Raw genomic sequence first — 26,463 nt, 5'->3', positions numbered from 1 at the left:
CCGCGCACGCCTGCCCCGCGTGCTCCGGGCGCCGGCCCCGAGCCCGCGGGGCACCCCCGAGGAACCGCACGAGAAAGGCCCGAACCACCCATGCCAGAGCTGGTGTTCTTCTCCGGCACGATGGACTGCGGAAAGAGCACGCTCGCGCTCCAGATCGAGCACAACCGCTCGGCGCGCGGCCTCCAGGGCATGATCTTCACCCGCAACGACCGCGCGGGCACCGGCAGGCTCTCCTCCCGGCTCGGCCTGGTCGCCGAGGCCGTCGAAGTGGCCGAGGACCTCGACTTCCAGCACCACCTGGTCCGCCATCTGACCGCCGGAGGGCGCACCGACTACGTGATCGTGGACGAGGCGCAGTTCCTGGCGCCCGAGCAGGTCGAGCAGCTCGCCCGCGTCGTCGACGACCTGGGCATCGACGTCTACGCGTTCGGCATCGCCACCGACTTCCGCACCCGCCTCTTCCCCGGCTCCCAGCGGCTGATGGAGCTGGCCGACCGGCTGGAGACGCTCCAGGTGGAGGCGCTGTGCTGGTGCGGAGCGCGCGCCACGCACAACGCGCGGACCGTCGGCGGTCGGATGGTGGTCGAGGGAGCCCAGGTAGTGGTGGGCGACGTGGGCGAACCCAGCGGTGAGGTCGGCTACGAGGTGCTGTGCCGGCGCCACCACCGCAGGCGGCTCACCGCGGCCTCGGCGGGCGCGGGAGCGCTCTCGCCGGACGTCCTGCCCGTCGACGAGCCCGCCTCCGCTCCGAAGGTGCCGCCGGGGCGCGGGCTCAGCGATCCGCTGCGACGGGCCGGATCACACTGAAGTGCGCACCCTCCGGGTCCGCGAGCGTCGCCAGGCGTCCGTACGGTGAGTCGTCGGGCCCGCGCACCACATGGCCGCCCAGCCCCTCGGCCCGGTCCGCCATCCCGTCCGGGTCCTCCACCGCGAAGTACGTACGCCAGTGCGGCCCCCGGTCGCGCGGCAACGCGTCACCCACACCGTGGATACCGGCCACCGGCGCACCGTCCGTGCACAGGGTCAGATAGTCGAAGCCCGGCGCCTCGATGCTCTCCACCTCGTAACCGAACACCGCCTGGTAGAACTTGACCACCGAGCCCGTCTCCCGGGTGACGAGCTCGAACCAGACCGGAGCGCCCAACGTGCCCCGCGGCGCCGTCCCCAGGCCCGGAACGTGCATGTCCTGCCACAGCCCGAACGGGGCACCGTGCGGATCGGAGACGATGGCCATCCGCCCGGCCGACTCCGCGTCCAGCGGGCCCACCGCTACCGTGCCACCGTACGAACGGACCGCCGACGCCGTCTCGTCGGCGTCCGCCGTGGCCAGATACGGCAGCCACGCGACCGGCAGCTGTCTGCCGTCCGCCTTCTTCCCCAGCCCCGCCACCTCGTGCCCACCCGCGACCGCCCGCACATAAGGTCCCAACTGCTGGGGCCCGGCCCGGAACTCCCAGCCGAACAGGGACTGGTAGAACTCCTTGCCGGCCTCCAGCCCGTGCACCATCAGGCTCGCCCACGCGGGCGCGCCAGGCGTGTGCCGTAGCCGAGTCGCTGCCTCGGTCATCTGCTTCGCTCCTTGACCATCATCGATGCGGTCGTGCGGTGGAAGTGCCCGGCGTCCTTGCCGGAGCTCCGTGACTACTCGCCAGTGCAGATGCTGTCACCACCTGTCGTGCCGCGCTCCCCGGCCGCGCCGCTTTTCTCCGCTTCCGGGCGAGAATCCCCGATCCGTGTGCCGTCGCCGGACCCCCGGCCCGGCGGGCGGGCGACTGCGCGAAGATGGCGCCATGACAGCCATCATCTCCGTACCGGCACTCGCGAGCGACCTCGCGGGCTCGGCGGCACCCGTGCTGCTCGACGTCCGCTACAGGCCCGGTGACCCCCCGGGTCTGCCCGCGTACCAGAAGGGCCACCTGCCCGGAGCCGTCTATATCGACCTGGAGAGTGAACTGGCCGACCGGCCGGAACAGGGGACCGGCCGCCACCCGCTGCCGCCGCTGGAGGTCTTCGGCGACGCCATGCGCCGCGCGGGTGTCACCGCCGGCCGGCCCGTGGTCGTCTACGACGCCGGTGGCCTCGGCGGCGGCTGGGCGGCGGCCCGCTGCTGGTGGCTGCTGCGCTGGGCAGGCCACCCGGACGTCCGGGTCCTGGACGGCGGCCTGGAGGCCTGGCAGAGCTACCGCGACCCCGAGACGGGGAAAGCGCTGCCGATCAGCACCGAGACCCCCGAGCCCGCAACCGGTGACTTCACTCCCTCGCCGGGCTGTATGCCCACCCTGGACGCGGAGGAGGCCGCGGCTCTGGCCCGGCGCGGGGTGCTGCTGGACGCGCGCGCCGCGGAGCGCTACCGCGGGGAGGTCGAACCGATCGACCCCGTGGGCGGACACATCCCCGGCGCCGTCTCCGCGCCCACCACGGAGAACCTCACCGACGCCGGTACGTTCCGCTCGGCGACAGCCCTCGCCGAGCGGTTCGAGGCCCTGGGCGCCGGTCCCGGCACGGAGGTGGGGGTCTACTGCGGCTCCGGCGTCTCAGCGGCGCAGGAGGTCCTGGCACTGCACCTGGCCGGCATCGAAGCGGCCCTCTACGTCGGCTCCTGGAGCGAGTGGGTCGCCGACGGCCGCCGCCCGGTGGCCACGGGCCCCGAACGGGGCTGAGGGCTGCCTGGTCCGCCAGGGAGCACGAGGGGAGGGGCGCCGCACCGCCAGGTGCAGCGCCCCTCGCCCGGCCTCATTCCTTCTTGCGGCGGGTACCGAAGACGATCTCGTCCCAGCTGGGCACGGCCGCCCGGCGGCCCGGCCGGACGCCGTCGGCCTCCGCCTGCCGGTCGGTGTTGCCCTTGAGGCGGTCCCGGTGGGCGCCCACCGAACGAGGCATCAGCACATCCGCGTACGCGGACCCGGCGCTCGCGGCGGGCGCCGGCGGCTCCACGGCCTCCGGCTCCTGCTCCTCCTCGCGCTCGCTTTCGGTGCCCTCGACCGTCTCGGCGGAAGCGGCGGCCTCGCCGTCCTCGTCCGCGCCGGCGGGCTTCGACTCGGGGACCACCAGGTCGCCCCGGAAGCTGGGCACCGCCTCCAGGAGGCTGGTCAGCGAGTCCGGGGTGCCGCTGCCGTCCTCGACGCCGGGCGGCAGCTGGTCGTCCTCGTCGCCGGGCGCGGGCGCCAGGGACGCGGGCTCCAGCTCGTGGCGGCCGGTGCCGGAGCGCTCGCCGCGGTCCGTACGCTCCCGGGGCAGCCGGGCGATCCGGGGCACGAACGGGAAGCTGGGCTCCGGTGTGTCGTCGGTCTCCCCGATGAGCGCCCTGGCCTCGTCGTCCACAGCCTGCACCAGCCGGCGCGGCGGGTCGTAGGTCCAGGTCGCCGAGTGGGGCTGGGCTGCGACGCGGTAGGCGAGCAGCACCTCCCAGGTGCCGTCGTCGCGCCGCCAGGAGTCCCAGTGCACGGAGTCCTTGTCGGCGCCGCGCAGCAGCAGCCGCTCGGCCACTGCCTCGCCGAGCTGCGGTCCGACGTTCTCGCCGGGGCGGCGCACGGGGGTCTTGCGGGCGCGCTCGGCCATGAACGCGCGCTCGGCGAGCACGGGGCCCTCGAACCGGCGTACGCGGTCGACGGGGATGCCCGCGAGGGACGCGACCTCCTCAGCGGAGGCACCGGCTCGTATCCGGGCCTGGATGTCGCGAGGCCGCAGGTGGCTCTCCACCTCGATCTCGATCTGGCCCAGCCGCGCCCGGTCGTTCCGGACGGCGGCGCGCAGCCGCTCGTCGATCGGAAGCGTGTATTCCGTGCTGTCGGCAGCTTTGAGCACCAGTCGTGTGCCGTCGTTGCTGACGGCCACGACACGCAGTTCGGGCATGGGGACCTCCCGGGTGGTGCCTGCCGACGTCACGTGCGTCGCTGCTCCCGCTAGACGAGTGTGGCCTGCCCGGGTGCAGCCTGCCACAACCTTGCCGACTTCCTCGGGGTCCGAGGCTGTGTCCAGATCGTTGTTCGAATCGTTGGAACTGCCCAGAACCGCCGCTATGGCACGGTTACCTCCTCACAACGCACAGTCACCGAGGTGGTCACTGTGTGCAGCCAGCGCCGGGTCAGAACCGAGACCAGGGCTCGTCACACTACTCCATTAGGGCCACCCGGGTGGACCGGCGCGCCACCGAAGTTGCTCCGGAGTAAGGGAGTTGACGCCCCAAGAGTCCATTTGGCCTGGATACGGGGGTGGGAAGCGTCACAGAACCACCCGAAATGGAACCTTCCCCTTCGCTCGAAAGTCCCCTAATCGTGCACAGTGCTTGGAGTGTGCGATCAAGGGCGGTAGATGGACAAGAGCGACAAACGACCTGCGTCCCCCAGGGAAACCCCTCAACAGGAAGAGAGCAAGAGTGCCGGCAAGCTGGATCTGAGCGTGGCCCAGGTGCTGGGCAGCGCCGTCGCCGCGGTGATCGCCGCGTTCGCGGCGGGGCAACTGGGGGTGTACGGCACCTTCCTGGGCGCCGGCGTGATGAGCCTCGTCGCCACCAGTGGCGGCCCGGTCTTCCAGCACTTCTTCCGCAAGACCGGCGAGCAGATCAAGGAAGTCACCGTCCCGCCCAAGGCGCGGCAGGCCCCGGTGCGGGACCCCGCCGCGGGCTGGAAGGAGGACGAAGGCCACCACACCCGCCAGGCCCTCCACAACGCGGAGGCCCTGCACGACACCGGGGCCGCGGCCACCCAACTGCTCCCCACCGCGGGAGGGACGGCCGAGGACGCGACCCGGGTGCTGCGCAGTGTGGACGCCACGCGGAGGCCGCGCCATGACGACGCCACGCGCGTACTGGGCACCGTCAGGCGCCCTCCGGACGGTGCGGACACGATGGACGGCGACGAGGTCCCCGGTGACGGGGAGTTCACCGAGGCCACCACGCACGGCACCAAGTGGCGCGGCTGGCGGCGTACGCTGCTGCCCGCCGTCGTGGTGTTCGTGATCGCGATCGGTGGCATCACGCTGTACGAGGCGATATCCGGCCACAGCGTCTCCGGTGGGAAGGGCACCTCCCTCAGCGATGTGTTCCGGCCGGACCACGGCTCCTCCACCGGCGACACCCCCAAGGCCCCTGGGGTCGGTACGGATCAGGACGGGACGGGGAACAGCGAGAGCCCGAGCCCCACTCCGGAGAGTTCCCAGCAGTCCACGGAGCCGGGCGACCGCGACAGCAGGGAGAGCGGAAAGACCGGCTCCACGGACACCGACACCACGTCCGGCCCGACGCCGGACCCGTCCCACTCCCCGTCGGACGGGACGGAGGGCTCGGGGGACGGCTCCAGCAGCGACCCCGGCTCCGGCGACACCAGCGGCTCGGACAGTGGGCAGGACGGCGACGGAACGAGTTCCGGACAGAGCGACGGAGCAGGCAGCGGCTCCCAGCTCCCCCAGGGACAGCAGCCCGGACTCTCCTCGCAGGGCTAGTCCCCTTCCGCGACGCAGCACACGGACCCCGCGCCGCACACGGGCCGCACCGCACGTCTGCACAGACGGTGGTGCGGCCCGCTCCGTACGCCCGGGGCCGCCCTCGTAAGCCGGGGGCCGCCCTCGTACGCCCGGGGCGTACGAGGTCAGTCGCCCAGTACGCGCCGCAGATAGTCGTTGCCGAAGACCCTGTCCGGGTCCAGGCGGTCGCGCAGGGCCGTGAACTCCTCGAACCGGGGATACACCCGCGCGAGGTACTCGGCGTCCCTGCTGTGCAGCTTTCCCCAGTGGGGGCGGCCGGCGTGCGCCGTCATGATCCGCTCGACCGCGCTGAAGTACCCCTGGTGGGGCGTGCCCCGGTACAGGTGCACCGCCACGTACGCCGTCTCGCGCCCGCTCGCCGTCGACAGCGGTATGTCGTCCGCGGGCGCCGTACGCACCTCGACGGGAAAGCTCACCCGGAAGTCCGACCGCTCCACCAGCGCCTTCAGCTCCCGCAGCGCCTCCACCAGCGCGGCACGCGGAATCGCGTACTCCATCTCCACGAAGCGCACCCTGCGCGGGCTGGTGAAGACCTTGTAAGGGATGTCGGTGTAGCTGCGTGCGGAAAGGGCGCGGCTGGAGATACGGGCGACACCGGGAACGGTCGCGGGCACCGCCTTGCCCAGGGCGCAGGCCGCCTGGAAGACCCCGTTGGAGAGCAGTTCGTCGTCCACCCAGCCGCGCACCCGGGGGAGCGGGGCCGCGGGGCCCGCGCTGCGGTTGTTGCGCTTGGTGTTGCAGCGGTCGGTGTGGGGGAACCAGTAGAACTCGAAGTGTTCGTTCTCTGCGACCAGTTGCTCGAACTCATCGACGACCCGGTCGAACGGCATCGGCTCCTCGTGGGCCGTGAGCAGGAACTCCGGTTCGACCCCGAAGGTGATCTCGCTGACGACGCCCAGCGCCCCGAGCCCCACCCGGGCCGCTTCGAACAGCTCCCGCTCCTGTGGCGTCCCCTCCGGCGAGCAGCGCACCACCGAGCCGTCGGCCAGCACCAGCTCCAGGCCCTTGATCTGGGCCGCTATCGAGGCCGAGTCCCGGCCGGTGCCGTGGGTGCCGGTGCTGACGGCTCCGGAGACGGTCTGCTCCATGATGTCGCCCATGTTGGTCAGCGACAGGCCCCGCGCCGCCAGCGCGGCGTTCAGGTCCTTCAGCGGGGTGCCCGCTGCGACGGTGACCTCTCCCGCCGCCCGGTCCACGGCCCGTATCCCCCTCAGCCGTTCGGGACGTATCAGCACCCCGTCCGTGACGGCGGCGGCCGTGAACGAGTGACCGGTTCCCGCGGCCTTGACCCGCAGCCCGTCGGCGGCGGCGCGCCGCACCACCTCGGCCAGCGCCTCCGTGGTGGAGGGTGAGACCGTCCGCTGCGGCGCGGCCGTCACATTGCCCGCCCAGTTCCGCCATGTCGCCGCCCGGCCGCCCGCCGCCCGTATGCCCGATCGCGCGCTCATCTGTGACCGTCCCCTCTCGCCGCGGCGCCGGCCGGGGTTCGGCCGGCGGTGGCCGAGGGCCGCGCCACAACCGCCGACGCCCCCGCTCCGGCGGGCCCCCACCAGTTGGAGAGGGATCATACTCACGGGTCTCCTCCGGTCTTCCGTTCGGACACCGGCGCTCCGGAGCCGAGGGCGGCGGCTTCCGCCGCGCACCGGATGGCAGGATCGAGACATGTCCGATGCGCTCCCCACCGAATCCTCCGGCTCCGAGCCGGACGCCTCCCCGGCGCCCTACGACGCGCTCCTGCTGCTGTCCTTCGGCGGTCCCGAAGGACGCGAGGACGTCGTCCCGTTCCTGCAGAACGTCACCCGGGGACGAGGCATCCCCACCGAGCGGCTCGAAGAGGTGGGGCGGCACTACTACCTCTTCGACGGGATCAGCCCCATCAACGAGCAGAACCGGACGCTGCTGACGGCGCTCCGCGACGACTTCGCCGAGCACGGTCTCGACCTGCCGGTCTACTGGGGCAACCGCAACTGGGACCCGTATCTCACCGACGCGCTGCGCGAGATGACGCGTGACGGACACCAGCGGGTCCTCGTACTGGCCACGAGCGCGTACGCGTCCTACTCGGGCTGCCGCCAGTACCGCGAGAACCTGGCCGAGTCGCTGGCCGCCCTCCGGGACGAGGGGCTGCGTCCGCCGCGGGTGGACAAACTGCGGCACTACTTCAACCACCCGGGCTTCATCGAGCCCGTCGTGGACGGCGTACTCGCCTGCCTGGAGGACCTCCCGGCCCAGGTGCGCGACGGTGCCCACCTCGCCTTCACCACCCACTCCATCCCCGTCGCCGCGGCCGACACCTCGGGCCCGGTCGAGGCACACGGCGACGGCGGCGCCTATGTGGCACAACACCGCGACGTGGCAGCGCTGATCACCGAAACCGTCCGGGAGCGCACCGGAAGGCAGCACTCCTTCAGCCTCGTCTACCAGTCGCGCAGCGGCCCGCCGTCGGTCCCGTGGCTGGAGCCGGACATCTGCGACCACCTGGAGGAGCTGCACGGGCAGGGGGTTCCCGGTGTGGTCATGGTGCCGATCGGGTTCGTCTCGGACCACATGGAGGTCCGCTACGACCTGGACACCGAAGCCATGGCCAAGGCCGCCGAGCTGGGCCTGCCGGCACGCCGTTCGCCCACCGTCGGCGCCGACCCCCGGTTCGCAGCGGCGGTTCGGGACCTGGTGCTGGAGAGAGCCGCGAGTGAGCGGGGCGAGCAGCCCGCACGGTGCGCGCTGGGCGCGCTGGGCCCGAGCCACGATGTGTGCCCCGTCGGCTGCTGTCCGGCGCGGACACCCAAGCCGGCGGCGGCCGGCGCCGACGCTCCGGCCCTGTGAGGACGCTCTGGCCCCGCAAGGCCCTGCACCGTCCAACGACATACACCCGCCACACACGTACCGACTGGAGCAGCGACAACAGTGACTGACACCTCGCGGTCCGACACCGCGCAGTCCCCGACCGAGCCCGCCGACGACGCGCTCAAGGCCGAACTGCTCACCCTCGCCCAGGAGGCCGCGACCCGCGCGGGCGCCCTGCTGCGCGACGGCCGCCCCGCCGACCTGGGCGTCGCCGCGACCAAGACCAGCCCCATCGACGTGGTCACCGAGATGGACCTGGCCTCCGAGAAGCTGATCACCGGCTTCCTCACCGAGCACCGCCCGCACGACGGCTTCCTCGGCGAGGAGGGCGCCTCCAGCGCCGGCAGCTCCGGAGTCCGCTGGGTGATCGACCCGGTGGACGGCACCGTCAACTATCTGTACGGACGCCCCGACTGGGCCGTCTCGATCGCCGCCGAGTTCCACGGCGAGCGCGTCGTCGGCGTCGTGGCGGCGCCGGTGCGCGGGGAGACCTGGCACGCGGTCAGCGGACAGGGCGCCTTCCTGGACGGTCACCGGCTGCGGTGCCGCCCCTCGCCGCCGCTGGAGCAGGCGCTGATCGGCACCGGCTTCGGATACGTCACGGAGCGGAGGGTCGCGCAGGCAGCCGTGGCCCAGGAGCTGGTTCCCAGGGTGCGGGACATCCGCCGGGGCGGCTCGGCCGCCATCGACCTGTGCGATGTGGCCACCGGACGGCTCGACGGCTTCTACGAGCGCGGCCTCAACCCCTGGGACCTCGCCGCGGGGGAGCTCATCGCACGGGAGGCGGGCGCCGTCACCGGTGGCCGGCCCGGTGAGCCCGCCGACGGGGAACTGACCATCGCCGCCTCGCCCGGCGTCTTCGAGGCTCTCCAGCCGCTGCTGGACCGGCTGGGCGCCTGGCACGACTAGATGAGTGAGTCCGATGTGTGTGCTGGTCGCGACCATGGCGAAGGGCGCCCGTTGGTCAGTGTGTGAAGACAAACCTGGACGCCCTTCTGGCGGCACTGTACGTGTTCATCGACGACCATGTGGCGCCTTGTCGCCGGATCGGGCGACCACCGAAACTCACGGACGCCGAACTGCTGTGCCTGGCAGTCGCCCAGGTCCTGCTGGGCTTTCCCTCGGCCCGGCACTGGATCCGCTTCGCCCACGCCCGGCTCGGGCACCTCTTCCGCTACCTGCCCCAGCAGTCGGCCTACAACAAGCGCCTCAACGCGGCCGGACCGCTGATCAGCCAGGTGGTCGAGATGCTCGCCCGGCAGGTCCCGACCTGGGACGACGACCTGCGCCTGATCGACTCCACCCCGCTGCCGTGCGCGGCCTCCCGCGAGACCGTCAAACGCTCCGACCTGGCCGGGCATGCCGGCTACGGCTACTGCCGCAGCCATTCGCGCTTCTTCTGGGGCTTGCGCCTCTACCTGGTCACCACCGCCGAGGGCATGCCCGTCACCTGGTGTCTGGCCACCCCGAAGCTCGGCGAGCGGGAGGTGATGGCCGCGCTGCTGGAACGCGATCACCACCTCATCCGCCAGGGACAGGTGATCCTCGCGGACAAGGGCTTCGCCGGGAAGGAGTTCGAAGCCTTCGTGAGCGAGCGGTTCGGTGCCCGCCTCGTGCGGCCGGACCGCAAGGACGAGCCGGTCCGGCACGGGAAGATCGCCCGGGTCCGGCAGTGGATCGAAGCCGTCATCGACACCCTCAAAGGCCAGCTCAGCCTCGAACAGCACGGCGCCAGATCCCCGGCAGGGGTCTTCGCCCGCACCGGCCAACGACTCCTCGCCCTCGCCACCGGCATCTGGCACAACTGGACCACCGGCGCCACGGTCAAACGATCCCTGATCGCCTACGACCACTAAGAACATCGGACTCAATCATCTAGGGCGCGCCCCTGGGCGCGAAAACGCGCCCCCTGACGGGGTACAAAAAGGTGCGGCCCCCGGTCGGGGGCCGCACCGTCGGTTGTGTGAAGCGCGCCGTCAGGCGACCTGTACGCCGTGTTCGGCGGCGAGACGGCGGAGGTCTTCCAGTTCCGACTGCTCGACGTCCACGAGGAAGTCGTCGCCCGATTCACGTGCGCGGTGCAGGTCGGACTCGGTGGTCCGTATACGCTGCAGGATGCCTGCGGTGAATGCGTCCATGGTGTGCCCCCTCGTCGCGGGTCGGTGGCACGGGGTGTGCCGAGGGATTGTGGTGCTTCCCCGATCACGGCGTGGTCCCCGGACTTGCGTCAGCGGTACGTCGTGGCACGCTGCGCACAGGGCGTGATCGTGGGTGGTGCTCAGGTCCTCCCCAACCGGAACCTCAGAGAAACCTCAAGCGCCCTGAAAAAGTGCCACGGTCCCGTGCCGGAGTCCCTCCCCACCCTCTCACCTCGGCTCTTACCGCCGATTTACCGGGGGTCGAGGCACGATGGAGAGCAACGATCCCCCTTTCGTGTCCAGGGGAGTCCATCCGTACCCAGGGAAGGAACAGCGCCGTGCGCGTACTCGTCGTCGAGGACGAGCAGCTGCTCGCCGATGCCGTGGCGACGGGCCTCCGCAGGGAGGCCATGGCCGTCGATGTGGTCTACGACGGCGCGGCAGCGCAGGAGCGCATCGACGTCAACGACTACGACGTGGTCGTACTCGACCGCGACCTGCCGGTCGTCCACGGTGACGACGTCTGCCGGCGGATCGTCCAGCTCGGTCTGCCCACCCGGGTGCTGATGCTCACCGCCTCGGGGGACGTCAGCGACCGGGTGGAGGGCCTGGAGCTGGGCGCCGACGACTACCTGCCCAAGCCCTTCGCCTTCTCGGAGCTGACGGCCCGGGTGCGCGCGCTGGGACGGCGCACCACAACGGCGCTGCCGCCGGTGCTGGAGCGGGCCGGTATCCGGCTCGACCCCGGCCGCCGTGAGGTCTTCCGGGACGGCCGGGAGATCCAGCTGGCACCCAAGGAGTTCGCCGTACTGGAGGTGCTGATGCGCGGGGAGGGAACCGTCGTCTCCGCGGAGCAGCTGCTGGAGAAGGCGTGGGACGAGAACACCGACCCGTTCACCAATGTGGTGCGCGTGACGGTGATGACGCTGCGCCGCAAACTCGGTGAGCCGCCGGTGATCGTGACCGTGCCCGGCGCGGGGTACCGGATCTGACGTCGATGGCTTCCTCACCCTCCCCCACAGGGGCCGGCCCCGGCGCGGGCGACAACGGCGGCCCGCGCCAGGGTCAGATGCCGTCGACTCCGCCCAAGCCGAGCTGGGACCCGCGCGAGACGACACGCCCCTCACCCTGGCTGCGGCCCACCATCCGGATAAGGCTCACGCTGCTGTACGGCGGCATGTTCCTGATCGCCGGCATGCTGCTGCTGACGATCATCTATCTGCTGGCGGCCCAGGCCCTGGACGACGCCAGCCAGCTTCCGTTCCGCATCCTCAACGGAAACGCGCAGCCGACCTCGGACCGCTGTCCGGGGCTGACCGGGACGCTGCCCAGCGATGTGTTCATGCAGCGTCTGTCGGCGTGCGCGGAGGAGCAGCGCAGGATGGCGCTCGACGGGCTGCTGCGCCGCTCGCTGCTGGCCCTGCTCGGGCTGGCCGTGGCCGCTTTCGCCTTCGGCTATGTGATGGCCGGACGGGTGCTCTCGCCGCTTGGCCGTATCACTCGTACGGCTCGTCAGGTGGCCGGCTCCGATCTGCACAAGCGGATCGAGCTGGAAGGCCCGGACGACGAGCTCAAGGAGCTGTCGGACACCTTCGACGAGATGCTGGACCGCCTGGAGCGCGCCTTCACGGCCCAGCAGCGGTTCGTCGGCAACGCCTCGCACGAGTTGCGCACCCCGCTGACGATCAACCGCACGCTGCTGGAGGTGCAGCTCGCCGACCCGGGCGCCTCGCCGGAGCTGCGGCAGCTGGCCAAGACGCTGCTGGCCACCAATGAGCGCAGTGAGCAGCTCGTGGAGGGCCTGCTGCTGCTGGCGCGGAGCGAGAACGAACTGGTGGACCGCAAGCCGGTGGACCTTGCCGAGGTGGCCTCGCAGGCGGTCGAACAGGTGCGCGGGGAGGCCGAAGGCAGGGGCGTCGAGTTGCGCGGAGTGCGGCAGCCCACATATGTCCAGGGCAACGGGGTACTCCTGGAGCGCGTCGCACTGAATCTGGTGCAGAATGCCGTGCGCTACAACGTGCGGGAAGGCGGCTGGGTGTCGGTGAGTACCGAGGCTCAGCCGGGGCAGGCGGTGCTGGTCGTCGAGAACACCGGGCCGGTGGTACCGGCCTATGAGGTGGACAACCTCTTCGAGCCGTTCCGGCGTCTTCGCACGGAGCGGACGGGCAGCGACAAGGGCGTCGGGCTCGGGTTGTCGATCGTGCGCTCGGTGGCGCGGGCGCACGGCGGCGCGGTCTCGGCCGTGCCGCGCGAGGACGGCGGCCTGGTGATCCGGGTGACGTTGCCGCTGTGAGAGGGCGCGGAAGCCGTGCGGGACCGCGGCGCTCGGTGAGGCCGTGGCAGGAGTGAGCGAAGGCGAGAGACGTGGAGGTGACGAAGAGTGACTGAAAACAGCTCGACGTAGCCAGGATGTCGTTCGCTATATGCGGAATTCACGGCTTCGCACCGCTTACGACCGAGCTGTGATCGATCACACACGCGAATCTTTCAAGAGGTGCGCACTGTGGCCACCGGACGGGAACAAATCCCGGAAAGTCCAGGTTTCCGCAGGTGGAGATCGTGGGCAGTACCCCGGATGGCGTGTGTGGAGCACTACCGGGGACCGTTTATGGTCCTCCTCGGCAACCGACATGATCACCTCTTCAGGGGTGCGGTTGGGTGTCGATTGAGTAACAGACCTTGATGTGAGGCAAAATCTCCGCCTCAGGCCGGGCACAAGTCCGGCCTCTCACGCGTTACGTGCGCTGGAGACACCACAGACACCCAGAGGGGGAGAGCGACAATGGCTACGGATTACGACACTCCACGCAAGACCGACGACGACGTCAATGAAGACAGCATCGAGGAGCTGAAGGCCCGGCGGAACGACAAGTCCGCGTCCAATGTCGACGTGGACGAGTTCGAGCAGGCCGAGGGTCTTGAGCTGCCCGGTGCCGACCTCTCCAACGAGGAGCTGTCGGTGCGGGTGCTGCCCCGCCAGGCGGACGAGTTCACCTGCATGAGCTGCTTCCTGGTGCACCACCGCTCCCAGCTCGCCGCGGAGAAGAACGGTCAGCCGATCTGCCGCGACTGCGCGGCCTGACGAGCGGACCGACTGCTCGTGGCGGTCGAAGGTGCACGTGACGACGAGCGAGGCCCTCATGACCGGTCGGCCTCGCTCGTGCCGTACCAGGGCGGCCCCGAGCCGCACACAGGTGGCACAGCGCTGTCCGCGCTGCCCGGCGGCGACCTGAACGGAGCCGGGGGTGAAGGCCGGCGCGGCAGGGCGGCCCTGTGGCGTGCCGGGGGGCGCCGTGCCCGGGTCTTTCTGCACGCCGTCGCCGAGCGCATCATCGAGACCGCGCCGCGTGTGCCGGTGCGGGATCTGGAGACACTCCGCACGCAGTTCCCAGGGCTCGGCACCGAGGAGCTGGCCGAAAAACTGGTCGCGGGAGCCACCAAAGGCTCCGCGACCGTGGGCGCCGGAGTCGGCGCAGCCGCCATGCTGCCGGTGCCGCCCGCCATGCCGGCCGAGCTGGCCGCCGAGATCGTCGGCGTCGCCGGCGTCGAGCTCAAGCTGATCGCCGAGCTCCACGAGGTCTACGGCCGCCGCGCGCCCGGCAACGCCCGCGAGCGTGCCACCGCCTACCTGGGGTCCTGGGCCTCCGAGCGGGGCATCGAGCTCACCCGGCCCGCCACTGTGAGCGTGGCCATGGGCGGGGAGCTCCGCAGCCGCCTGCGGCAGCAGATCACCAAGCGCACGCTGCGCAATCTGCCGAACCTCACGCCGTTCCTGATAGGAGCAGCCGTCGGCGCCTTCGCCAATCACCGGGAGACCGCGAAGCTCGCCGAACGCATCCGCGCCGACCTGCGCACCGGCCGGCCTCCAGGAGCCTAGGCTCCAGGGGCAGCCTCAGGACTAGGACGTGGAAGCCGCACGGGCGGCGCGCAGCGCCGCGGCCAGCCGCTCCGGGTGCCGGGTGGAGACGTAGACGTACGGCGTCGGGTCGTCGGGGTCGGTCACCGGTATCCGCACCGCCGTCGGGACGTAGCCGCGCAGCACCATGTGCGCACGGGTGTCCGCCTTGTACGTACGCCACGCGCGCGCCGCCTCGGCGTCCAGCGGCTCGGCCTCGCCCAGCGCCGAGACGGGGATACGCGCCTCACCCGCGACCAGCGAGCCTGCCACCACCCGCACCCGGACGCCGCCGTACGCGCTCACGCACACAGCCGCCAGCGCGGTACCGCCCACCAGCCCGCACAGCAGCGGCAGGGGGCTGAAGGGGAACAGCACCAGTGCGCACGCCACACCGATACCGGCGGCGATCAGCCACCAGGACCGGGGAGCGGTCAGGCGTTCGTCGTAGGGCGGGGGCGCGGAAACCATGCGTCCAGCTTGGCACGGCGCCGCTTCGCAGCCCGCACGGCGGTAAGGTCTGCACCCGTGAGTGCAGTCAATCCCCCCGGTCCCCCGAAGTCGTCCCTGGTGCCGCCGCCCGACGCCGTACCTCCGGTCCGCCATCCCGAGGCTCCCGCGCCCGGCGAGCCCCTGGGCGCCCACTACGACATGTGCTTCGGCTGCGGCGGGGGGCAGCCGCACGGCCTGCACTTGGCGGCGCGGGCCGGTGAAGGGGTGAGCGTCACCGCCGAGTTCACGGTGCAGCCCGCCCACCAGGGCGCTCCCGGGCTCGCGCACGGCGGGGTGCTGACCACCGCGCTGGACGAGACGCTGGGCTCGCTGGGCTGGCTGATGCATGTGATCGCCGTGACGGGCCGGCTGGAGACCGACTTCCTGCAACCCGTCCCGCTGGACACGCTGCTGCACATCGAGGCCCATGTCACCGCGGTGCACGGGCGCAAGATCTACTCCACGGCCACCGGCAGGATCGGCGGTCCCGACGGGCCGGTTGCCGTGCGTGCCGACGCCCTCTTCATCGAGGTGAAGGTCGAGCACTTCATCGAGAACGGCCGCGAGGAGGAGATCCGCGCTGCCATGGACGACCCCGACCAGATCAGGCGCGCACGTGCCTTCGAGGTGAACCCGTGAACGAGAGCGTCGAGGTACTGCTGCGCCGCGTCGACCCCGAGGTGCCGGTGCCCTCCTACCAGCACCCCGGCGACGCCGGCTGTGATCTGGTGACCACCAGGAGCGCACGGCTGGCACCGGGGGAGCGGGCCGTGCTGCCGACCGGAGTCTCCATCGCCCTCCCGGACGGCTACGCCGCGTTCGTCCACCCGCGTTCCGGTCTCGCGGCCCGCTGCGGCGTCTCGCTGGTGAATGCACCGGGAACGGTGGATGCCGGGTACCGTGGTGAGATCAAGGTGATCGTGGCCAATCTGGATCCGCGCGAGGCTGTGCGGTTCGAGCGGTTCGACCGTATCGCCCAACTCGTCGTCCAGCAGGTGGAGAAGGTGCGTTTCCGCGAGGTTGAGGAGCTGCCCGGCTCGGCACGGGACACGGGCGGATTCGGCTCCACGGGCGGTCACGCGGCAGCCGGCCCGGCCCAGCGGACAGCCTCCGCCGACGAGCCGGGCGCCACCCGGCAGACAGCCGCACAGCAGAAGGATTACGTTGCGGTCGGTGCCGATCGAGCTTCCGACCTGAGAGGACAGTGACGTGTTCGGACGTCGTCGCAAGAAGAGCGAAACGCCCCAGAAGGGCACCTCGGACGAGTTCGAGACGGAACAGGACGGCCAGGACGAGCCGCAGGACAGCGTGGAAGCCGACTCCGGTGACATGACCGAGACCGGCGAGACCCGCGTCAAGCTGCCCCCGGCGCCCCGGCCGGACGGCCCCTGGGACATCGAAGAGGTCACCGAGCCCGCCTCCGGGCGGGTCGATCTGGGCGGCCTGTTCATCCCCGGTGTCGAGGGAATGGAGCTGCGGGTCGAGGTCGCGGGCGACGCGATCGTCGCGGCGACCGTCGTGCTCCAGGACAGCGCCGTTCAGCTCCAGGCCTTCGCCGCGCCCAAGCGCGAGGGCATCTGGGACGAGGTGCGCGAGGAGATCGCCTCCGGCATCACGCAGCAGGGCGGTGTCATCGACGAGGTCGAGGGCCCCCTCGGCTGGGAGCTGCGGGCCCAGGTGCCGGTGCAGCTGCCCGACGGCACGGGCGGCGTCCAGGTCGTACGGTTCGTCGGCGTGGACGGCCCGCGGTGGTTCCTGCGGGGTGTGATCTCGGGCCAGGGCGCGGTGCAGCCGCAGGCCGCGGGGGTGCTGGAGCAGATCTTCCGGGACACGGTCGTGGTGCGCGGCGACGGGCCGATGGCTCCGCGTGACCCCATCGTCCTCAAGCTGCCGGAGGACGCGCAGATGGTGCCGGACGGTGTGCAGCAGGAGACGGTCGAGGAAGGCTCCCGCTTCGCGGGCGGCCTGGACAAGCTCCAGCGCGGACCGGAGATCTCCGAGGTCCGGTAACGCACAGCGCACCCGCCGCGGCGCACAGACTTTCGGCGGCTCTTTCGGCGGCCGGGCCCTGTCACGGGTCCGGCCGCCGTCGCGCTCCTGCCCCCCCCTCCGGCCTGGTCAGGACCGCCGCCGTCCGGGATCCATACGGAACTCTGACGTCCCCCCGGCCCTTCGGCGGCCGGTCGCGCCCCGGGAGCGGTGACAATGGGAGGCATGTCGTCTGGAGCACAAGCGCGGCGGGGCCGACTGCGGGTCTTCCTCGGCGCTGCGCCCGGCGTCGGCAAGACGTACGCCGTACTGTCCGAGGCGCACCGCCGGGTGGAGCGGGGCACCGACGTGGTGGTCGGGTTCGTCGAGCACCACGACCGGCCGCGTACCGAGGTGCTGCTGCACGGGCTCGAACAGATCCCGCGCCGTGAGCTCACCTACCGCGGTGCCGTGCTCACCGAGATGGACACCGACGCGGTGCTCGCACGCCGCCCCGCCGTGGCCGTCGTGGACGAGCTGGCCCACACCAACGTGCCCGGCTCGCGGAACGCCAAGCGCTGGCAGGACGTGGAGGAGCTGCTGGCGGCGGGGATCGACGTCGTCTCCACCGTCAACATCCAGCATCTGGAGTCGCTCGGTGACGTGGTCGAGTCGATCACCGGCGTACGGCAGCGCGAGACCGTGCCGGACGAGGTGGTGCGGCGCGCCGACCAGATCGAGCTGGTCGACATGTCACCGCAGTCGCTGCGCCGCCGGATGGCGCACGGCAACATCTACGCGCCGGACAAGGTCGACGCCGCGCTGTCCAACTACTTCCGCCCCGGCAACCTGACGGCCCTGCGCGAGCTCGCACTGCTGTGGACGGCCGACCGGGTCGACGAATACCTCCAGCAGTACCGCACCGAGCACCGCATACGCTCCACCTGGCAGGCCCGCGAGCGGATCGTCGTCGGCCTCACCGGCGGGCCCGAGGGGCGCACCCTCATCCGCCGTGCCTCCCGGATGGCGGCCAAGGGCTCGGGCAGCGAGATCCTGGCCGTCCACATCTCCCGGGCCGACGGGCTCACCTCGGCCTCCCCGAAGGAACTCGCCGACCAGCGCACCCTCGTCGAGGACCTGGGCGGCACCTACCACCACGTCATCGGGGACGACGTGCCCCAGGCGCTGCTGGAGTTCGCGCGCGGTGTCAACGCCACGCAGATCGTGCTCGGCTCCTCGCGCCGCAAGACGTGGCAGTACGTCTTCGGCCCCGGGGCCGGCGCCACCGTGGCCCGGGACTCGGGCCCGGACCTGGACGTGCACATCGTCACCCACGAGGAGGTCGCCAGGGGCCGCGGGCTGCCCGGGGCGCGCGCCGCCCGGCTGGGCACGGGACGCGTCGTCGCCGGCCTGCTGACCGCCTTCGCGGCACCCTCGCTGCTGACGTTCCTGATGCTGGCCGGTGACCCCGGCATCGGCTTCACCAACGACGTCCTGCTCTTCCTGGTGCTGACCGTGGCCGCCGGACTGGTGGGCGGGCTGCTGCCCGCGCTCGCCTCGGCCGCCGTGTGCTCGGCGCTGATGAACTACTACTTCACAGAACCCGTCCGCACCTGGACCATCAGCGACGGCCGCAACATCGTCTCGCTCGCCGTCTTCTTCGCCGTGGCCGTCGCCGTCGCCTCGGTCGTCGACCTCGCGGCCCGCCGCACCCAGCAGGCGGCCAGGCTGCGCGCCGAATCGGAGATCCTCTCCACCCTGGCCGGCAGCGTGCTGCGCGGCGAGAGCCGCCACGGCACCGGCACACCCGGCGCCTGGCCCAGCCTCGACGCGCTGCTGGAGCGGGTGCGCGAGACCTTCGCCATGGACTGTGTGGCGCTGCTGGAGCGGACCGACGAGCGGGCCGCCTGGACCTGCGCCGGAAGCGTCGGCGCCACCGCGTCCGGCAGGCCGCCGGCCACCCCGGAGGACGGCGACACCGACATGCCCGTCGGCGACAACATGATGCTGGTGCTCTCCGGGCGGGTGCTGCCCGCCGAGGACCGCCGGGTGCTCGCCGCCTTCGCCGCGCAGGCCGTCGGAGCGCTGGACCGGCAGCGCCTGCTGGGCGAGGCCGAACAGGCACGCGAACTGGCCGAGGGAAACCGCATCCGCACCGCGCTGCTGGCCGCCGTCTCGCACGATCTGCGCACCCCGCTGGCCGCCATCAAGGCGTCCGTCTCCTCGCTGCGCTCGGGCGATGTGGAGTGGTCGGCGGAGGACGAGGCGGAGCTGCTGCGGGCCATCGAGGAGGGCGCGGACAAGCTCGACAACCTGGTCGGCAACCTGCTGGACATGTCCAGGCTGCAGACCGGCACCGTCAAGCCGCACATCAAGGACATCAGCCTGGAAGAGGTCGTGCCCAAGGCGCTGGGCGGGGTGCCCGACGGCAGTGTGCGGCTGGCCGTCGCCGAGGCGCTGCCGCTGATCGCCGTCGACCCCGGGCTGTTGGAGCGGACCGTCGCCAATCTGGTGGAGAACGCGGTCAAGTACAGCCCCGAGGGCAAGAAGGTGCTGGTGCGGGCGAGCGCGCTGGCCGACCGGGTCGAGGTCCGCGTCACCGACCGCGGTCCCGGTGTGCCCGACAGCGACAAGGACCGCATCTTCGAGCCCTTCCAGCGCTACGGCGACGCCCCCGGCGGCGCCGGCGTCGGGCTCGGCCTCGCCGTAGCCCGCGGCTTCGCCGAGGCGATGGGCGGCACCCTGGAGGCCGAGGACACCCCGGGTGGCGGGATGACCATGGTGCTCACCCTGCGCGCGGCACACAGCCGGGGGCCCGTACGCGCCCGCCCGTCCGCGCGGACCGGCACACCGGCTCCGACACAGCCGGGCGCGCCGCGGCCGGGCCCGTCCCAGCCCGTGCCGCGTCCCCAGCCGCAGCGCTCCGGCGCCTGAGCGGCCACAACGGAATCGAGAGGAAACCAGCATGCACCGGGTGCTCGTGGTCGACGACGAACCGCAGATCGTCCGTGCCCTCGTGATCAACCTCAAGGCACGCAAATACGAGGTGGAGGCCGCGCAGGACGGCGCGACCGCGCTGCGGCTCGCCGCCGACCGGCACCCCGACGCCATCGTCCTGGACCTCGGCCTGCCCGACATGGACGGCGTGGACGTCATCCGCGGCATCCGCGGCTGGACCCGGATACCGATCCTGGTGCTCTCCGCGCGGCAGACCTCGGACGAGAAGGTCGAGGCGCTGGACGCGGGGGCCGACGACTACGTCACCAAGCCGTTCGGCATGGACGAACTGCTCGCGCGGCTGCGCGCGGCCGTCCGGCGCGCCGAGCCCCCGGCGGGGATGCCGGACGGCGCGGGCGTCATCGAGACCGACTCCTTCACCGTCGACCTGGCGGCGAAGAAGGTCCACCGCGACGGCGGCGACGTAAGGCTCACCCCCACCGAGTGGCACCTGCTGGAGGTCCTGGTGCGCAACCCCGGCCGGCTGGTGAGCCAGAAACAGCTCCTGAAGGAGGTCTGGGGGCCCTCGTACGGCACCGAGACCAACTATCTGCGCGTCTACATGGCCCAGCTCCGCCGCAAGCTGGAAGCCGACCCCTCGCACCCTCGGCACTTCGTGACGGAGGCGGGGATGGGGTACCGGTTCGAGAAGTGAGGGGGCGGGGGTTGTCCCCCGGGGAAATGCAGCGTGACGGAGGCGGGGATGGGGTATCGGTTCGAGAAGTGACACAAGGCTCGAGACTGCCCGAGCACGGCGGGAAGGACGTAGCACGGGTGGGGGAGACGGGCGGCCGTCCGGCGGTACCCTGGCGGTTATGACTGGCGCCACCCGAGAGCAGCGGGGCACGGGAAGCGGGCGGTTCCGAAGGTTCCTGGAACGGCTCTCCTCCTCGGAGGAGGACCTGCGCTCGGCCGAGCTGCGTGAGGAATCCGAGGACACGGGATGTGCCCGCATCTCCGAATGCACCGACCGCGAGATGGTGCGGGTAACCGGTACGCTGCGCACCGTGACCCTGCGGCCACGCGCCGGAGTGCCCACCCTGGAGGCCGAACTGTTCGACGGCTCGGCCTCGCTGGACGTCGTCTGGCTGGGCCGCCGCTCCATCGCGGGGATCGAGCCGGGCCGCAAGCTGATCGCCTGGGGGCGGATCACCGTCAACCACGGCCGTCCCGTGTTGTTCAACCCCAAATACGAGCTGCGACCCCTCGGACAGGAGTAGCGGGTGACCTCTCCCGACAAGCGGACGACCGAAGCGGAGGAGCCGGCCGGCCGGCCGGCCGGTGAGACCGGATCGCACGCGGTGACGGAAGCCGCGCTGTTCGAGGCGTTCGGCGGCGTGCGGGGCCTGGTCGAGACGACCGTGCCCGGCCTGCTGTTCATCGCGATGTACACGGTGAACAAGGACATCCACCTCGCCGCCATCACCGCACTGGTGATCTCCGGTGTGATGGTCGTCGTCCGGCTGCTGCGCAAGGACACCGTCAAGCACGCGTTCAGCGGGATCTTCGGCGTCGGCTTCGGTGTGCTCTTCGCGATGATGACCGGGAACGCCAAGGACTTCTATCTGCCCGGCATGCTCTACACGCTCGGGCTGGCGCTCGCCTACATCGTCACCTCGCTGGCGGGCGTGCCCCTGCTCGGGCTGGTGCTCGGCCCGGTGTTCAAGGAGAACCTGTCCTGGCGCAAGCGCAACCCCGGCCGTAAGAAGGCGTACACCAAGGCGAGTTACGCCTGGGGGTTCATCCTGCTCGGCAAGTCCGCCGTGCTCTTTCCGCTCTACTTCTGGGGCGACACCACACAGTTCGGCTGGGTGACGGTCATCCTGAAGATCCCGCCGTTCCTGCTGGCGGTCTACCTCACCTGGATCTTCCTGGCCAAGGCGCCGCCGCCGATCAACGTCATCGCGGAGATGGAAGCCGAGGAAGAGGCCGCCAAGGCCGAGAAGGCGGCAGCGAAGGCCACCAACTCCTGAGAGCGCTCGCGCTGAGCGCTTGCGGCGCGGCGAGTGTGTCCGCCGGTTCCGCACCGGCCGCGGCCGCTACTCTCGGCGGGACGGAGGCGATGCGGCATGGAAGAGTCCACCCGACGCGAGCAGCCCGCCCACCGAGCGCCCCGCAGAGCCGTGCTGCGCACCGCGCTGGCGGCCGGCACCGGCGGCCTCCTCGCCGCCGCCTGCGGGCCCGGTGGCGACGACGACGCGTCCCCGTTCACCGGGGAGCGGCGCACGGGCGAGCACGTACTGGCCGTGAAGGTCGACAACGTGGCCGCTGCACGTCCGCAGACCGGGCTCCAGCACGCCGACATCGTCTACACCGAGCAGGTCGAGGCGGGCCTCAGCCGCATACTCGCCGTCTTCGCCTCCGACATCCCCGCCACCGTCGGGCCCGTCCGCAGCGCCCGCGAGTCCGACATCGAGCTGCTGCGCCAGTTCGACCGGCCCGCGCTGGCCTTCTCCGGCGTACAGGGCAAGCTCCTGCCCACCCTGAAGGCGGCCCCGCTGCTCCCGCTGTCACCCGGCGAGCTGACCGACGGCTACGAGCGCGACCCCGGCCGCCGCGCCCCGCACAACCTCTACCTCAAGGCGCGCCGTGCCGAGCGGGCCGCCGACGACGCCTCCGCGCCCCGCGACATCGGCTTCCGGTTCGGTGCCGCGCCCAAGGGCGGCACGGCCACGGACCAGGAGACCGTCCGCTACCCCGCGGCCCGCACCACCTTCACCTGGTCCGCCGACCGCCGCCGCTGGCTGGTGGCGATGGACGGCGCCCCGGCACGCTCCCGCGGCGACGGACGGCTCGCGCCCGCCACCGTAGTGATCCAGTACGTGACCGTGCGCTCCTCCCGCTTCCACGACAGCTCCGGCAGCGTCACCCCGTACACCGAGACGGTGGGCTCGGGCGACGCGCTGGTGCTGCGGGACGGCAAGGCGTACGAGGCGCACTGGTCCCGGCCCTCGGCGAGTGGCGGCACCACCTTCACCGAGGCGGAAGGAGGGCGCCGCCTGCCCTTCGCGCGCGGCCAGGTGTGGATCGCGCTGGTGGAGAAGAAGGGCTGAAGCCGGGGGAGGGGCTGAGGGGCCGGCCTGTCAGCAGGGCCGCCTCTCAGCGCGCCGAGAGCAGCTCCTCCAGCTGTTCCTCGCGTGCGGGCGCGGCGACGAACAGCAGCTCGTCACCGGCCTCCAGGACGTCGTCCTGGTCCGGCGTCAGCACCCGGGAGCCCCGGATGATCGTCACCAGCGAGGTGTCCTCCGGCCAGCTCACATCGCCCACCCGGGTGCCGGCCAGGGTGGACTCCGGAGGCAGCGTCAACTCGACGAGGTTCGCGTCACCCTGCGAGAAGCGCAGCAGCCGCACCAGATCGCCGACGCTGACCGCCTCCTCGACCAGCGCCGACATCAGGCGCGGCGTCGAGACGGCGACATCCACGCCCCAGGACTCGTTGAACAGCCACTCGTTCTTCGGGTTGTTGACCCGGGCCACGACCCGCGGCACCCCGTACTCCGTCTTGGCCAGCAGGGAGACCACCAGGTTGACCTTGTCGTCACCCGTCGCGGCGATCACCACATGGCAGCGCTCCAGCGCCGCCTCGTCGAGCGAGGTGATCTCGCAGGCGTCCGCCAGCAGCCACTCCGCCTGCGGCACCCGTTCGACCGAGATGGCCGTCGGCGCCTTGTCGATGAGCAGCACCTCGTGCCCGTTCTCCAGCAGTTCGCCCGCGATGGAGCGACCCACGGCGCCCGCTCCGGCAATAGCGACCCTCACGACTCCGGCCCCCCAGTGAAAATCTCCTCGACCCGTGCGACCTCGTCGCAGCGCATCATCACATGCACCAGGTCGCCTTCCTGGAGGACCGTTTGGGACGTGGGCAGTATGGCCTCGCCCAGCCGGGTGAGGAAGGCGATGCGCACACCCGCCTCCTCCTGGAGCTTGCTGACGCGCTCGCCGACCCACGCTGCGGAGGTGTGCACCTCGGCGAGCTGCACCGTGCCGCTCGGGTCGCGCCACAGCGGCTCGGAGCCGGACGGCAGCAGCCTGCGCAGCATCTGGTCGGCGGTCCAGCGCACGGTCGCCACCGTGGGAATGCCCAGCCGCTGGTAGACCTCGGCGCGCCGCGGGTCGTAGATGCGTGCGGCCACGTGCGTTGTGCCGAACATCTCACGTGCCACCCGGGCCGCGATGATGTTGGAGTTGTCGCCGCTGCTGACCGCGGCGAACGCTCCCGCTTCCTCTATCCCGGCCTCGCGCAGGGTGTCCTGATCGAAGCCGATGCCTGTGACCCGGCGGCCGCCGAAGCCCGAGCCAAGGCGCCGGAATGCGGTGGGGTCACGGTCGATGACCGCGACCGTATGGCCCTGTCGCTCCAGGGTCTGCGCGAGCTCCGCTCCTACTCGTCCGCAGCCCATGATCACAATGTGCAACGCCCGTCCCTTCGTCCCGTACAGCGGGCCGTCTCAGCATCGCACGACTGACCGCATACGATCCTCTGCGTGTCCAGGATGACCGACGTACCGAAACGACTTCTCCTCGGGAGGGCTCTCCGCAGCGACAGGCTCGGCGAGACGCTCCTTCCCAAGCGTCTCGCTCTCCCCGTCTTCGCCTCGGATCCGCTGTCCTCGGTCGCGTACGCGCCGGGCGAGGTACTGCTGGTCCTCTCGGTGGCGGGGGTCTCCGCCTACAGCTTCAGCCCGTGGATCGCCGTCGCGGTGGTCGTGCTGATGTTCACAGTGGTGGCCTCCTACCGGCAGAATGTCCGGGCCTATCCGAGCGGCGGCGGCGACTACGAGGTCGCGACGACCAACCTCGGCCGGAGGGCGGGTCTCACCGTCGCCAGCGCGCTGCTGGTCGACTATGTGCTGACCGTGGCCGTCTCGATCTCCTCCGGAGTGGAGAACCTGGGTTCGGCCATCCCCTTCGTCGTCGAGCACAAGACGCTCTGCGCGGTCGCGGTGATCGTGCTGCTGACGCTGATGAACCTGCGGGGCGTACGGGAGTCCGGCAAGCTGTTCGCCGTACCGACCTACTGCTTCGTCGTCGGCGTCTTCGGACTGCTGGTCTGGGGAGTGGTGCGCGGCGTCATCCTGGGCGACGAGATGCGCGCTCCCACCGCCGACTACGAGATCCACACCGAGCAGTCGGGCATCGCGGGCTTCGCGCTGGCCTTCCTGCTGCTGCGCGCCTTCTCCTCCGGCTGTGCGGCGCTGACCGGCGTCGAGGCGATCAGCAACGGCGTGCCCGCCTTCCGCAAGCCCAAGCCGAAGAACGCGGCGACCACGCTGGCCATGATGGGGCTGATCGCGGTCACCATGTTCTGCGGCGTGATCGCGCTGGCGCTCGCCACCCACGTCCGGATGGCCGAGAACCCGGCCAAGGACCTGCTGATCGACGGCCGGCCGGCGGGCGCCGACTACACCCAGAACCCGGTCATCTCGCAGGTGGCGGCGGCCGTGTTCGGCGACGGGACGCTCCCGTTCGTCTATCTGGCTGCGGCCACCGCGCTGGTGCTGTTCCTGGCCGCCAACACCGCCTACAACGGCTTCCCGCTGCTCGGCTCGATCCTGGCGCAGGACCGCTATCTGCCGCGTCAGCTGCACACCCGCGGCGACCGGCTGGCCTTCTCCAACGGCATCGTGCTGCTGGCGGGCGCGGCGACGATACTCGTGGTGGTCTACGGAGCCGATTCCACCCGGCTGATCCAGCTGTACATCGTGGGCGTGTTCGTCTCCTTCACGCTCAGCCAGACCGGCATGGTCCGGCACTGGAACCGGCTGCTGACCACCGAGACCGACCGCTCGCGCCGCCGCCACATGTACCGCTCGCGGGCCATCAACACCTTCGGCGCCTTCTTCACCGGGCTGGTGCTCGTGGTGGTGCTGGTGACCAAGTTCTCCCACGGAGCCTGGGTCTCCCTGGTGGGCATGGCGCTGTTCTACGCCCTGATGACCGGCATCCGCCGGCACTACGACGGGGTCGCCGAGGAGCTCGCGGCCGAGGACCCGGGCGAGGCGAAGCTGCGCCCCTCGCGGGTGCACTCGTTCGTGCTCGTATCCAAGATCCACAAGCCGACGCTGCGGGCGCTGCGCTACGCCAAGCTGCTGCGCGCGGACACCCTCGAGGCCGTCACCGTCAACATGGACCAGGCGGAGACCGAGCAGCTGCGCAGGGAGTGGGACGAGAGCGACATCGACATCCCGCTCACCATCCTCGACTCGCCCTACCGGGAGATCTCCCGGCCGGTCATCGCCTACGTGAAGCGGCTCCGCCAGGAGCAGCCCCGCGATGTGGTGAGCGTCTTCATCCCGGAGTACGTGGTCGGCCACTGGTACGAGCACCTGCTGCACAACCAGAGCGCGCTGCGGCTCAAGGGCCGGCTGCTGTTCACGCCCGGCGTCATGGTCACCTCCGTCCCCTACCAGCTCGAATCCTCCGAGCTGGCCAAGAAGCGGGCCAGGCGGCGCGAACAGTGGAACGCGCCGGGCTCCGTGCGCCGTGGCCCCGTCATCCAGCCGCGCAAGTCCCAGAAGGACGGCAAGTCGCAGAAGGACGGCAAGGACGGCAAGAGCAAGCAGGGGAAGGGCGGCAAAGGCCCCGGAAACGGACCGGGACCGGCGGGCAGTCTGACCCGGCAGCGCGGGAAGTAGACTGGACGGCTGC

Annotated in this window: 26 protein-coding genes; 19 read left to right on the top strand and 7 right to left on the bottom strand. The window is 71.3% G+C overall.

Going from position 1 to position 26,463, the window contains the following annotated elements:
* Positions 1 to 90 precede the first annotated feature (90 nt).
* Positions 91 to 807, top strand: a complete 717-nt coding sequence (locus HC362_RS07775) for a thymidine kinase (protein ID WP_243083186.1) — start codon at positions 91 to 93, stop codon at positions 805 to 807.
* On the opposite strand, the gene HC362_RS07770 is transcribed toward HC362_RS07775, so the two are convergent.
* On the bottom strand, positions 773 to 1,567 hold the full coding sequence (locus HC362_RS07770; protein WP_243083185.1) for a VOC family protein: 795 nt from the start codon (positions 1,565 to 1,567) through the stop codon (positions 773 to 775). The two genes, HC362_RS07775 and HC362_RS07770, sit on opposite strands and share 35 nt — an antisense overlap.
* 223 nt (positions 1,568 to 1,790) lie before the next feature.
* On the opposite strand from HC362_RS07770, the gene HC362_RS07765 reads away from it, so the two are divergent.
* Entirely contained in the window at positions 1,791 to 2,660 is an 870-nt protein-coding gene (locus HC362_RS07765) for a sulfurtransferase (protein WP_243083184.1), read from the top strand.
* 73 nt (positions 2,661 to 2,733) lie between these two features.
* Here HC362_RS07765 and sepH read toward each other — a convergent pair whose 3' ends face one another.
* A complete protein-coding gene (sepH, locus tag HC362_RS07760) occupies positions 2,734 to 3,852 on the bottom strand; it encodes a septation protein SepH (RefSeq protein ID WP_243083183.1) in 1,119 nt (372 codons plus the stop codon).
* Positions 3,853 to 4,311: 459 nt separating this feature from the next.
* On the opposite strand from sepH, the gene HC362_RS07755 reads away from it, so the two are divergent.
* Positions 4,312 to 5,439 carry an MSCRAMM family adhesin SdrC gene (locus tag HC362_RS07755; protein ID WP_243083182.1) on the top strand — a complete coding sequence of 376 codons (1,128 nt, stop codon included), beginning with the start codon at positions 4,312 to 4,314 and terminating at the stop codon, positions 5,437 to 5,439.
* A gap of 146 nt (positions 5,440 to 5,585) precedes the next feature.
* Here HC362_RS07755 and HC362_RS07750 read toward each other — a convergent pair whose 3' ends face one another.
* Positions 5,586 to 6,929 carry a D-arabinono-1,4-lactone oxidase gene (locus HC362_RS07750; RefSeq protein ID WP_243083181.1) on the bottom strand — a complete coding sequence of 448 codons (1,344 nt, stop codon included), beginning with the start codon at positions 6,927 to 6,929 and terminating at the stop codon, positions 5,586 to 5,588.
* Positions 6,930 to 7,143: 214 nt separating this feature from the next.
* Here HC362_RS07750 and HC362_RS07745 point away from each other — a divergent pair, with 214 nt between their 5' ends.
* The 3 genes from HC362_RS07745 to HC362_RS07735 all read left to right on the top strand — a co-directional run bounded on the left by HC362_RS07745 (position 7,144) and on the right by HC362_RS07735 (position 10,181).
* A complete protein-coding gene (locus tag HC362_RS07745) occupies positions 7,144 to 8,304 on the top strand; it encodes a ferrochelatase (protein ID WP_243083180.1) in 1,161 nt (386 codons plus the stop codon).
* A gap of 153 nt (positions 8,305 to 8,457) precedes the next feature.
* The gene (locus HC362_RS07740) at positions 8,458 to 9,234 is read left to right on the top strand and encodes an inositol monophosphatase family protein (protein WP_243088422.1); all 777 of its coding nucleotides are present in this window, start codon (positions 8,458 to 8,460) and stop codon (positions 9,232 to 9,234) included.
* A 62-nt stretch (positions 9,235 to 9,296) separates the two neighbouring features.
* Entirely contained in the window at positions 9,297 to 10,181 is an 885-nt protein-coding gene (locus HC362_RS07735) for an IS982 family transposase (protein WP_243083179.1), read from the top strand.
* A gap of 120 nt (positions 10,182 to 10,301) precedes the next feature.
* On the opposite strand, the gene HC362_RS07730 is transcribed toward HC362_RS07735, so the two are convergent.
* On the bottom strand, positions 10,302 to 10,463 hold the full coding sequence (locus HC362_RS07730) for a hypothetical protein (protein WP_019359798.1): 162 nt from the start codon (positions 10,461 to 10,463) through the stop codon (positions 10,302 to 10,304).
* Positions 10,464 to 10,801: 338 nt separating this feature from the next.
* Here HC362_RS07730 and HC362_RS07725 point away from each other — a divergent pair, with 338 nt between their 5' ends.
* From HC362_RS07725 to HC362_RS07710, 4 genes are all read left to right on the top strand, one after another.
* The gene (locus HC362_RS07725) at positions 10,802 to 11,455 is read left to right on the top strand and encodes a response regulator transcription factor (protein WP_209268554.1); all 654 of its coding nucleotides are present in this window, start codon (positions 10,802 to 10,804) and stop codon (positions 11,453 to 11,455) included.
* A 77-nt stretch (positions 11,456 to 11,532) separates the two neighbouring features.
* The gene (locus HC362_RS07720; RefSeq protein WP_243088421.1) at positions 11,533 to 12,756 is read left to right on the top strand and encodes a HAMP domain-containing sensor histidine kinase; all 1,224 of its coding nucleotides are present in this window, start codon (positions 11,533 to 11,535) and stop codon (positions 12,754 to 12,756) included.
* Between the two features lie 489 nt (positions 12,757 to 13,245).
* Positions 13,246 to 13,545, top strand: a complete 300-nt coding sequence (locus HC362_RS07715; RefSeq protein WP_016470291.1) for a DUF4193 domain-containing protein — start codon at positions 13,246 to 13,248, stop codon at positions 13,543 to 13,545.
* Between the two features lie 18 nt (positions 13,546 to 13,563).
* The gene (locus tag HC362_RS07710; protein WP_243083178.1) at positions 13,564 to 14,340 is read left to right on the top strand and encodes a hypothetical protein; all 777 of its coding nucleotides are present in this window, start codon (positions 13,564 to 13,566) and stop codon (positions 14,338 to 14,340) included.
* 21 nt (positions 14,341 to 14,361) lie between these two features.
* Here HC362_RS07710 and HC362_RS07705 read toward each other — a convergent pair whose 3' ends face one another.
* Positions 14,362 to 14,829: a DUF3093 domain-containing protein gene (locus HC362_RS07705; protein WP_243083177.1), complete on the bottom strand. Its 468-nt coding sequence runs from the start codon at positions 14,827 to 14,829 to the stop codon at positions 14,362 to 14,364.
* 57 nt (positions 14,830 to 14,886) lie between these two features.
* On the opposite strand from HC362_RS07705, the gene HC362_RS07700 reads away from it, so the two are divergent.
* The 8 genes from HC362_RS07700 to HC362_RS07665 all read left to right on the top strand — a co-directional run bounded on the left by HC362_RS07700 (position 14,887) and on the right by HC362_RS07665 (position 22,868).
* A complete protein-coding gene (locus HC362_RS07700; RefSeq protein WP_243083176.1) occupies positions 14,887 to 15,489 on the top strand; it encodes a PaaI family thioesterase in 603 nt (200 codons plus the stop codon).
* The gene (dut, locus tag HC362_RS07695) at positions 15,486 to 16,058 is read left to right on the top strand and encodes a dUTP diphosphatase (RefSeq protein ID WP_243083175.1); all 573 of its coding nucleotides are present in this window, start codon (positions 15,486 to 15,488) and stop codon (positions 16,056 to 16,058) included. Before HC362_RS07700 ends, dut begins: the two co-directional genes overlap by 4 nt.
* 1 nt (position 16,059) lies before the next feature.
* Positions 16,060 to 16,860, top strand: coding sequence for a DUF3710 domain-containing protein (locus HC362_RS07690; protein WP_243083174.1), 801 nt, complete (start codon positions 16,060 to 16,062; stop codon positions 16,858 to 16,860).
* Between the two features lie 204 nt (positions 16,861 to 17,064).
* Positions 17,065 to 19,752: an ATP-binding protein gene (locus HC362_RS07685; RefSeq protein WP_243083173.1), complete on the top strand. Its 2,688-nt coding sequence runs from the start codon at positions 17,065 to 17,067 to the stop codon at positions 19,750 to 19,752.
* 31 nt (positions 19,753 to 19,783) lie between these two features.
* On the top strand, positions 19,784 to 20,470 hold the full coding sequence (locus tag HC362_RS07680; RefSeq protein ID WP_243083172.1) for a response regulator: 687 nt from the start codon (positions 19,784 to 19,786) through the stop codon (positions 20,468 to 20,470).
* Between the two features lie 160 nt (positions 20,471 to 20,630).
* Positions 20,631 to 21,035, top strand: coding sequence for an OB-fold nucleic acid binding domain-containing protein (locus HC362_RS07675; RefSeq protein ID WP_243083171.1), 405 nt, complete (start codon positions 20,631 to 20,633; stop codon positions 21,033 to 21,035).
* Between the two features lie 3 nt (positions 21,036 to 21,038).
* On the top strand, positions 21,039 to 21,788 hold the full coding sequence (locus HC362_RS07670; protein ID WP_243083170.1) for a DUF3159 domain-containing protein: 750 nt from the start codon (positions 21,039 to 21,041) through the stop codon (positions 21,786 to 21,788).
* Between the two features lie 96 nt (positions 21,789 to 21,884).
* Complete coding sequence (locus tag HC362_RS07665; protein ID WP_243083169.1) at positions 21,885 to 22,868, top strand: DUF3048 domain-containing protein; 984 nt, start codon at positions 21,885 to 21,887, stop codon at positions 22,866 to 22,868.
* Positions 22,869 to 22,914: 46 nt separating this feature from the next.
* On the opposite strand, the gene HC362_RS07660 is transcribed toward HC362_RS07665, so the two are convergent.
* The gene (locus tag HC362_RS07660) at positions 22,915 to 23,574 is read right to left on the bottom strand and encodes a TrkA family potassium uptake protein (RefSeq protein WP_243083168.1); all 660 of its coding nucleotides are present in this window, start codon (positions 23,572 to 23,574) and stop codon (positions 22,915 to 22,917) included.
* Entirely contained in the window at positions 23,571 to 24,230 is a 660-nt protein-coding gene (locus HC362_RS07655) for a TrkA family potassium uptake protein (protein ID WP_243083167.1), read from the bottom strand. Before HC362_RS07655 ends, HC362_RS07660 begins: the two co-directional genes overlap by 4 nt.
* Before the next feature lie 69 nt (positions 24,231 to 24,299).
* On the opposite strand from HC362_RS07655, the gene HC362_RS07650 reads away from it, so the two are divergent.
* Complete coding sequence (locus tag HC362_RS07650) at positions 24,300 to 26,450, top strand: APC family permease (RefSeq protein WP_243083166.1); 2,151 nt, start codon at positions 24,300 to 24,302, stop codon at positions 26,448 to 26,450.
* The last annotated feature ends 13 nt before the right edge of the window (positions 26,451 to 26,463 follow it).

The sequence above is a fragment of the Streptomyces sp. 891-h genome, from assembly GCF_022760275.1.
Classification (GTDB): domain Bacteria; phylum Actinomycetota; class Actinomycetes; order Streptomycetales; family Streptomycetaceae; genus Streptomyces; species Streptomyces spirodelae.
This window is presented reverse-complemented; position numbering and strand designations above follow the sequence as displayed.

What these genes read in the sequence shown, in the direction of transcription:
- HC362_RS07685 (WP_243083173.1), top strand. Translation starts at nt 17,065, where the DNA reads ATGTCGTCTGGAGCACAAGCGCGGCGGGGCCGACTGCGGGTCTTCCTC.
- HC362_RS07680 (WP_243083172.1), top strand. Translation starts at nt 19,784, where the DNA reads ATGCACCGGGTGCTCGTGGTCGACGACGAACCGCAGATCGTCCGTGCC.
- HC362_RS07705 (WP_243083177.1), bottom strand. Translation starts at nt 14,829, where the DNA reads ATGGTTTCCGCGCCCCCGCCCTACGACGAACGCCTGACCGCTCCCCGG.
- sepH (WP_243083183.1), bottom strand. Translation starts at nt 3,852, where the DNA reads ATGCCCGAACTGCGTGTCGTGGCCGTCAGCAACGACGGCACACGACTG.
- HC362_RS07720 (WP_243088421.1), top strand. Translation starts at nt 11,533, where the DNA reads ATGCCGTCGACTCCGCCCAAGCCGAGCTGGGACCCGCGCGAGACGACA.
- HC362_RS07745 (WP_243083180.1), top strand. Translation starts at nt 7,144, where the DNA reads ATGTCCGATGCGCTCCCCACCGAATCCTCCGGCTCCGAGCCGGACGCC.
- HC362_RS07755 (WP_243083182.1), top strand. Translation starts at nt 4,312, where the DNA reads ATGGACAAGAGCGACAAACGACCTGCGTCCCCCAGGGAAACCCCTCAA.
- HC362_RS07665 (WP_243083169.1), top strand. Translation starts at nt 21,885, where the DNA reads ATGGAAGAGTCCACCCGACGCGAGCAGCCCGCCCACCGAGCGCCCCGC.
- HC362_RS07715 (WP_016470291.1), top strand. Translation starts at nt 13,246, where the DNA reads ATGGCTACGGATTACGACACTCCACGCAAGACCGACGACGACGTCAAT.
- HC362_RS07765 (WP_243083184.1), top strand. Translation starts at nt 1,791, where the DNA reads ATGACAGCCATCATCTCCGTACCGGCACTCGCGAGCGACCTCGCGGGC.
- HC362_RS07675 (WP_243083171.1), top strand. Translation starts at nt 20,631, where the DNA reads ATGACTGGCGCCACCCGAGAGCAGCGGGGCACGGGAAGCGGGCGGTTC.
- HC362_RS07730 (WP_019359798.1), bottom strand. Translation starts at nt 10,463, where the DNA reads ATGGACGCATTCACCGCAGGCATCCTGCAGCGTATACGGACCACCGAG.
- HC362_RS07775 (WP_243083186.1), top strand. Translation starts at nt 91, where the DNA reads ATGCCAGAGCTGGTGTTCTTCTCCGGCACGATGGACTGCGGAAAGAGC.
- HC362_RS07770 (WP_243083185.1), bottom strand. Translation starts at nt 1,567, where the DNA reads ATGACCGAGGCAGCGACTCGGCTACGGCACACGCCTGGCGCGCCCGCG.
- HC362_RS07750 (WP_243083181.1), bottom strand. Translation starts at nt 6,929, where the DNA reads ATGAGCGCGCGATCGGGCATACGGGCGGCGGGCGGCCGGGCGGCGACA.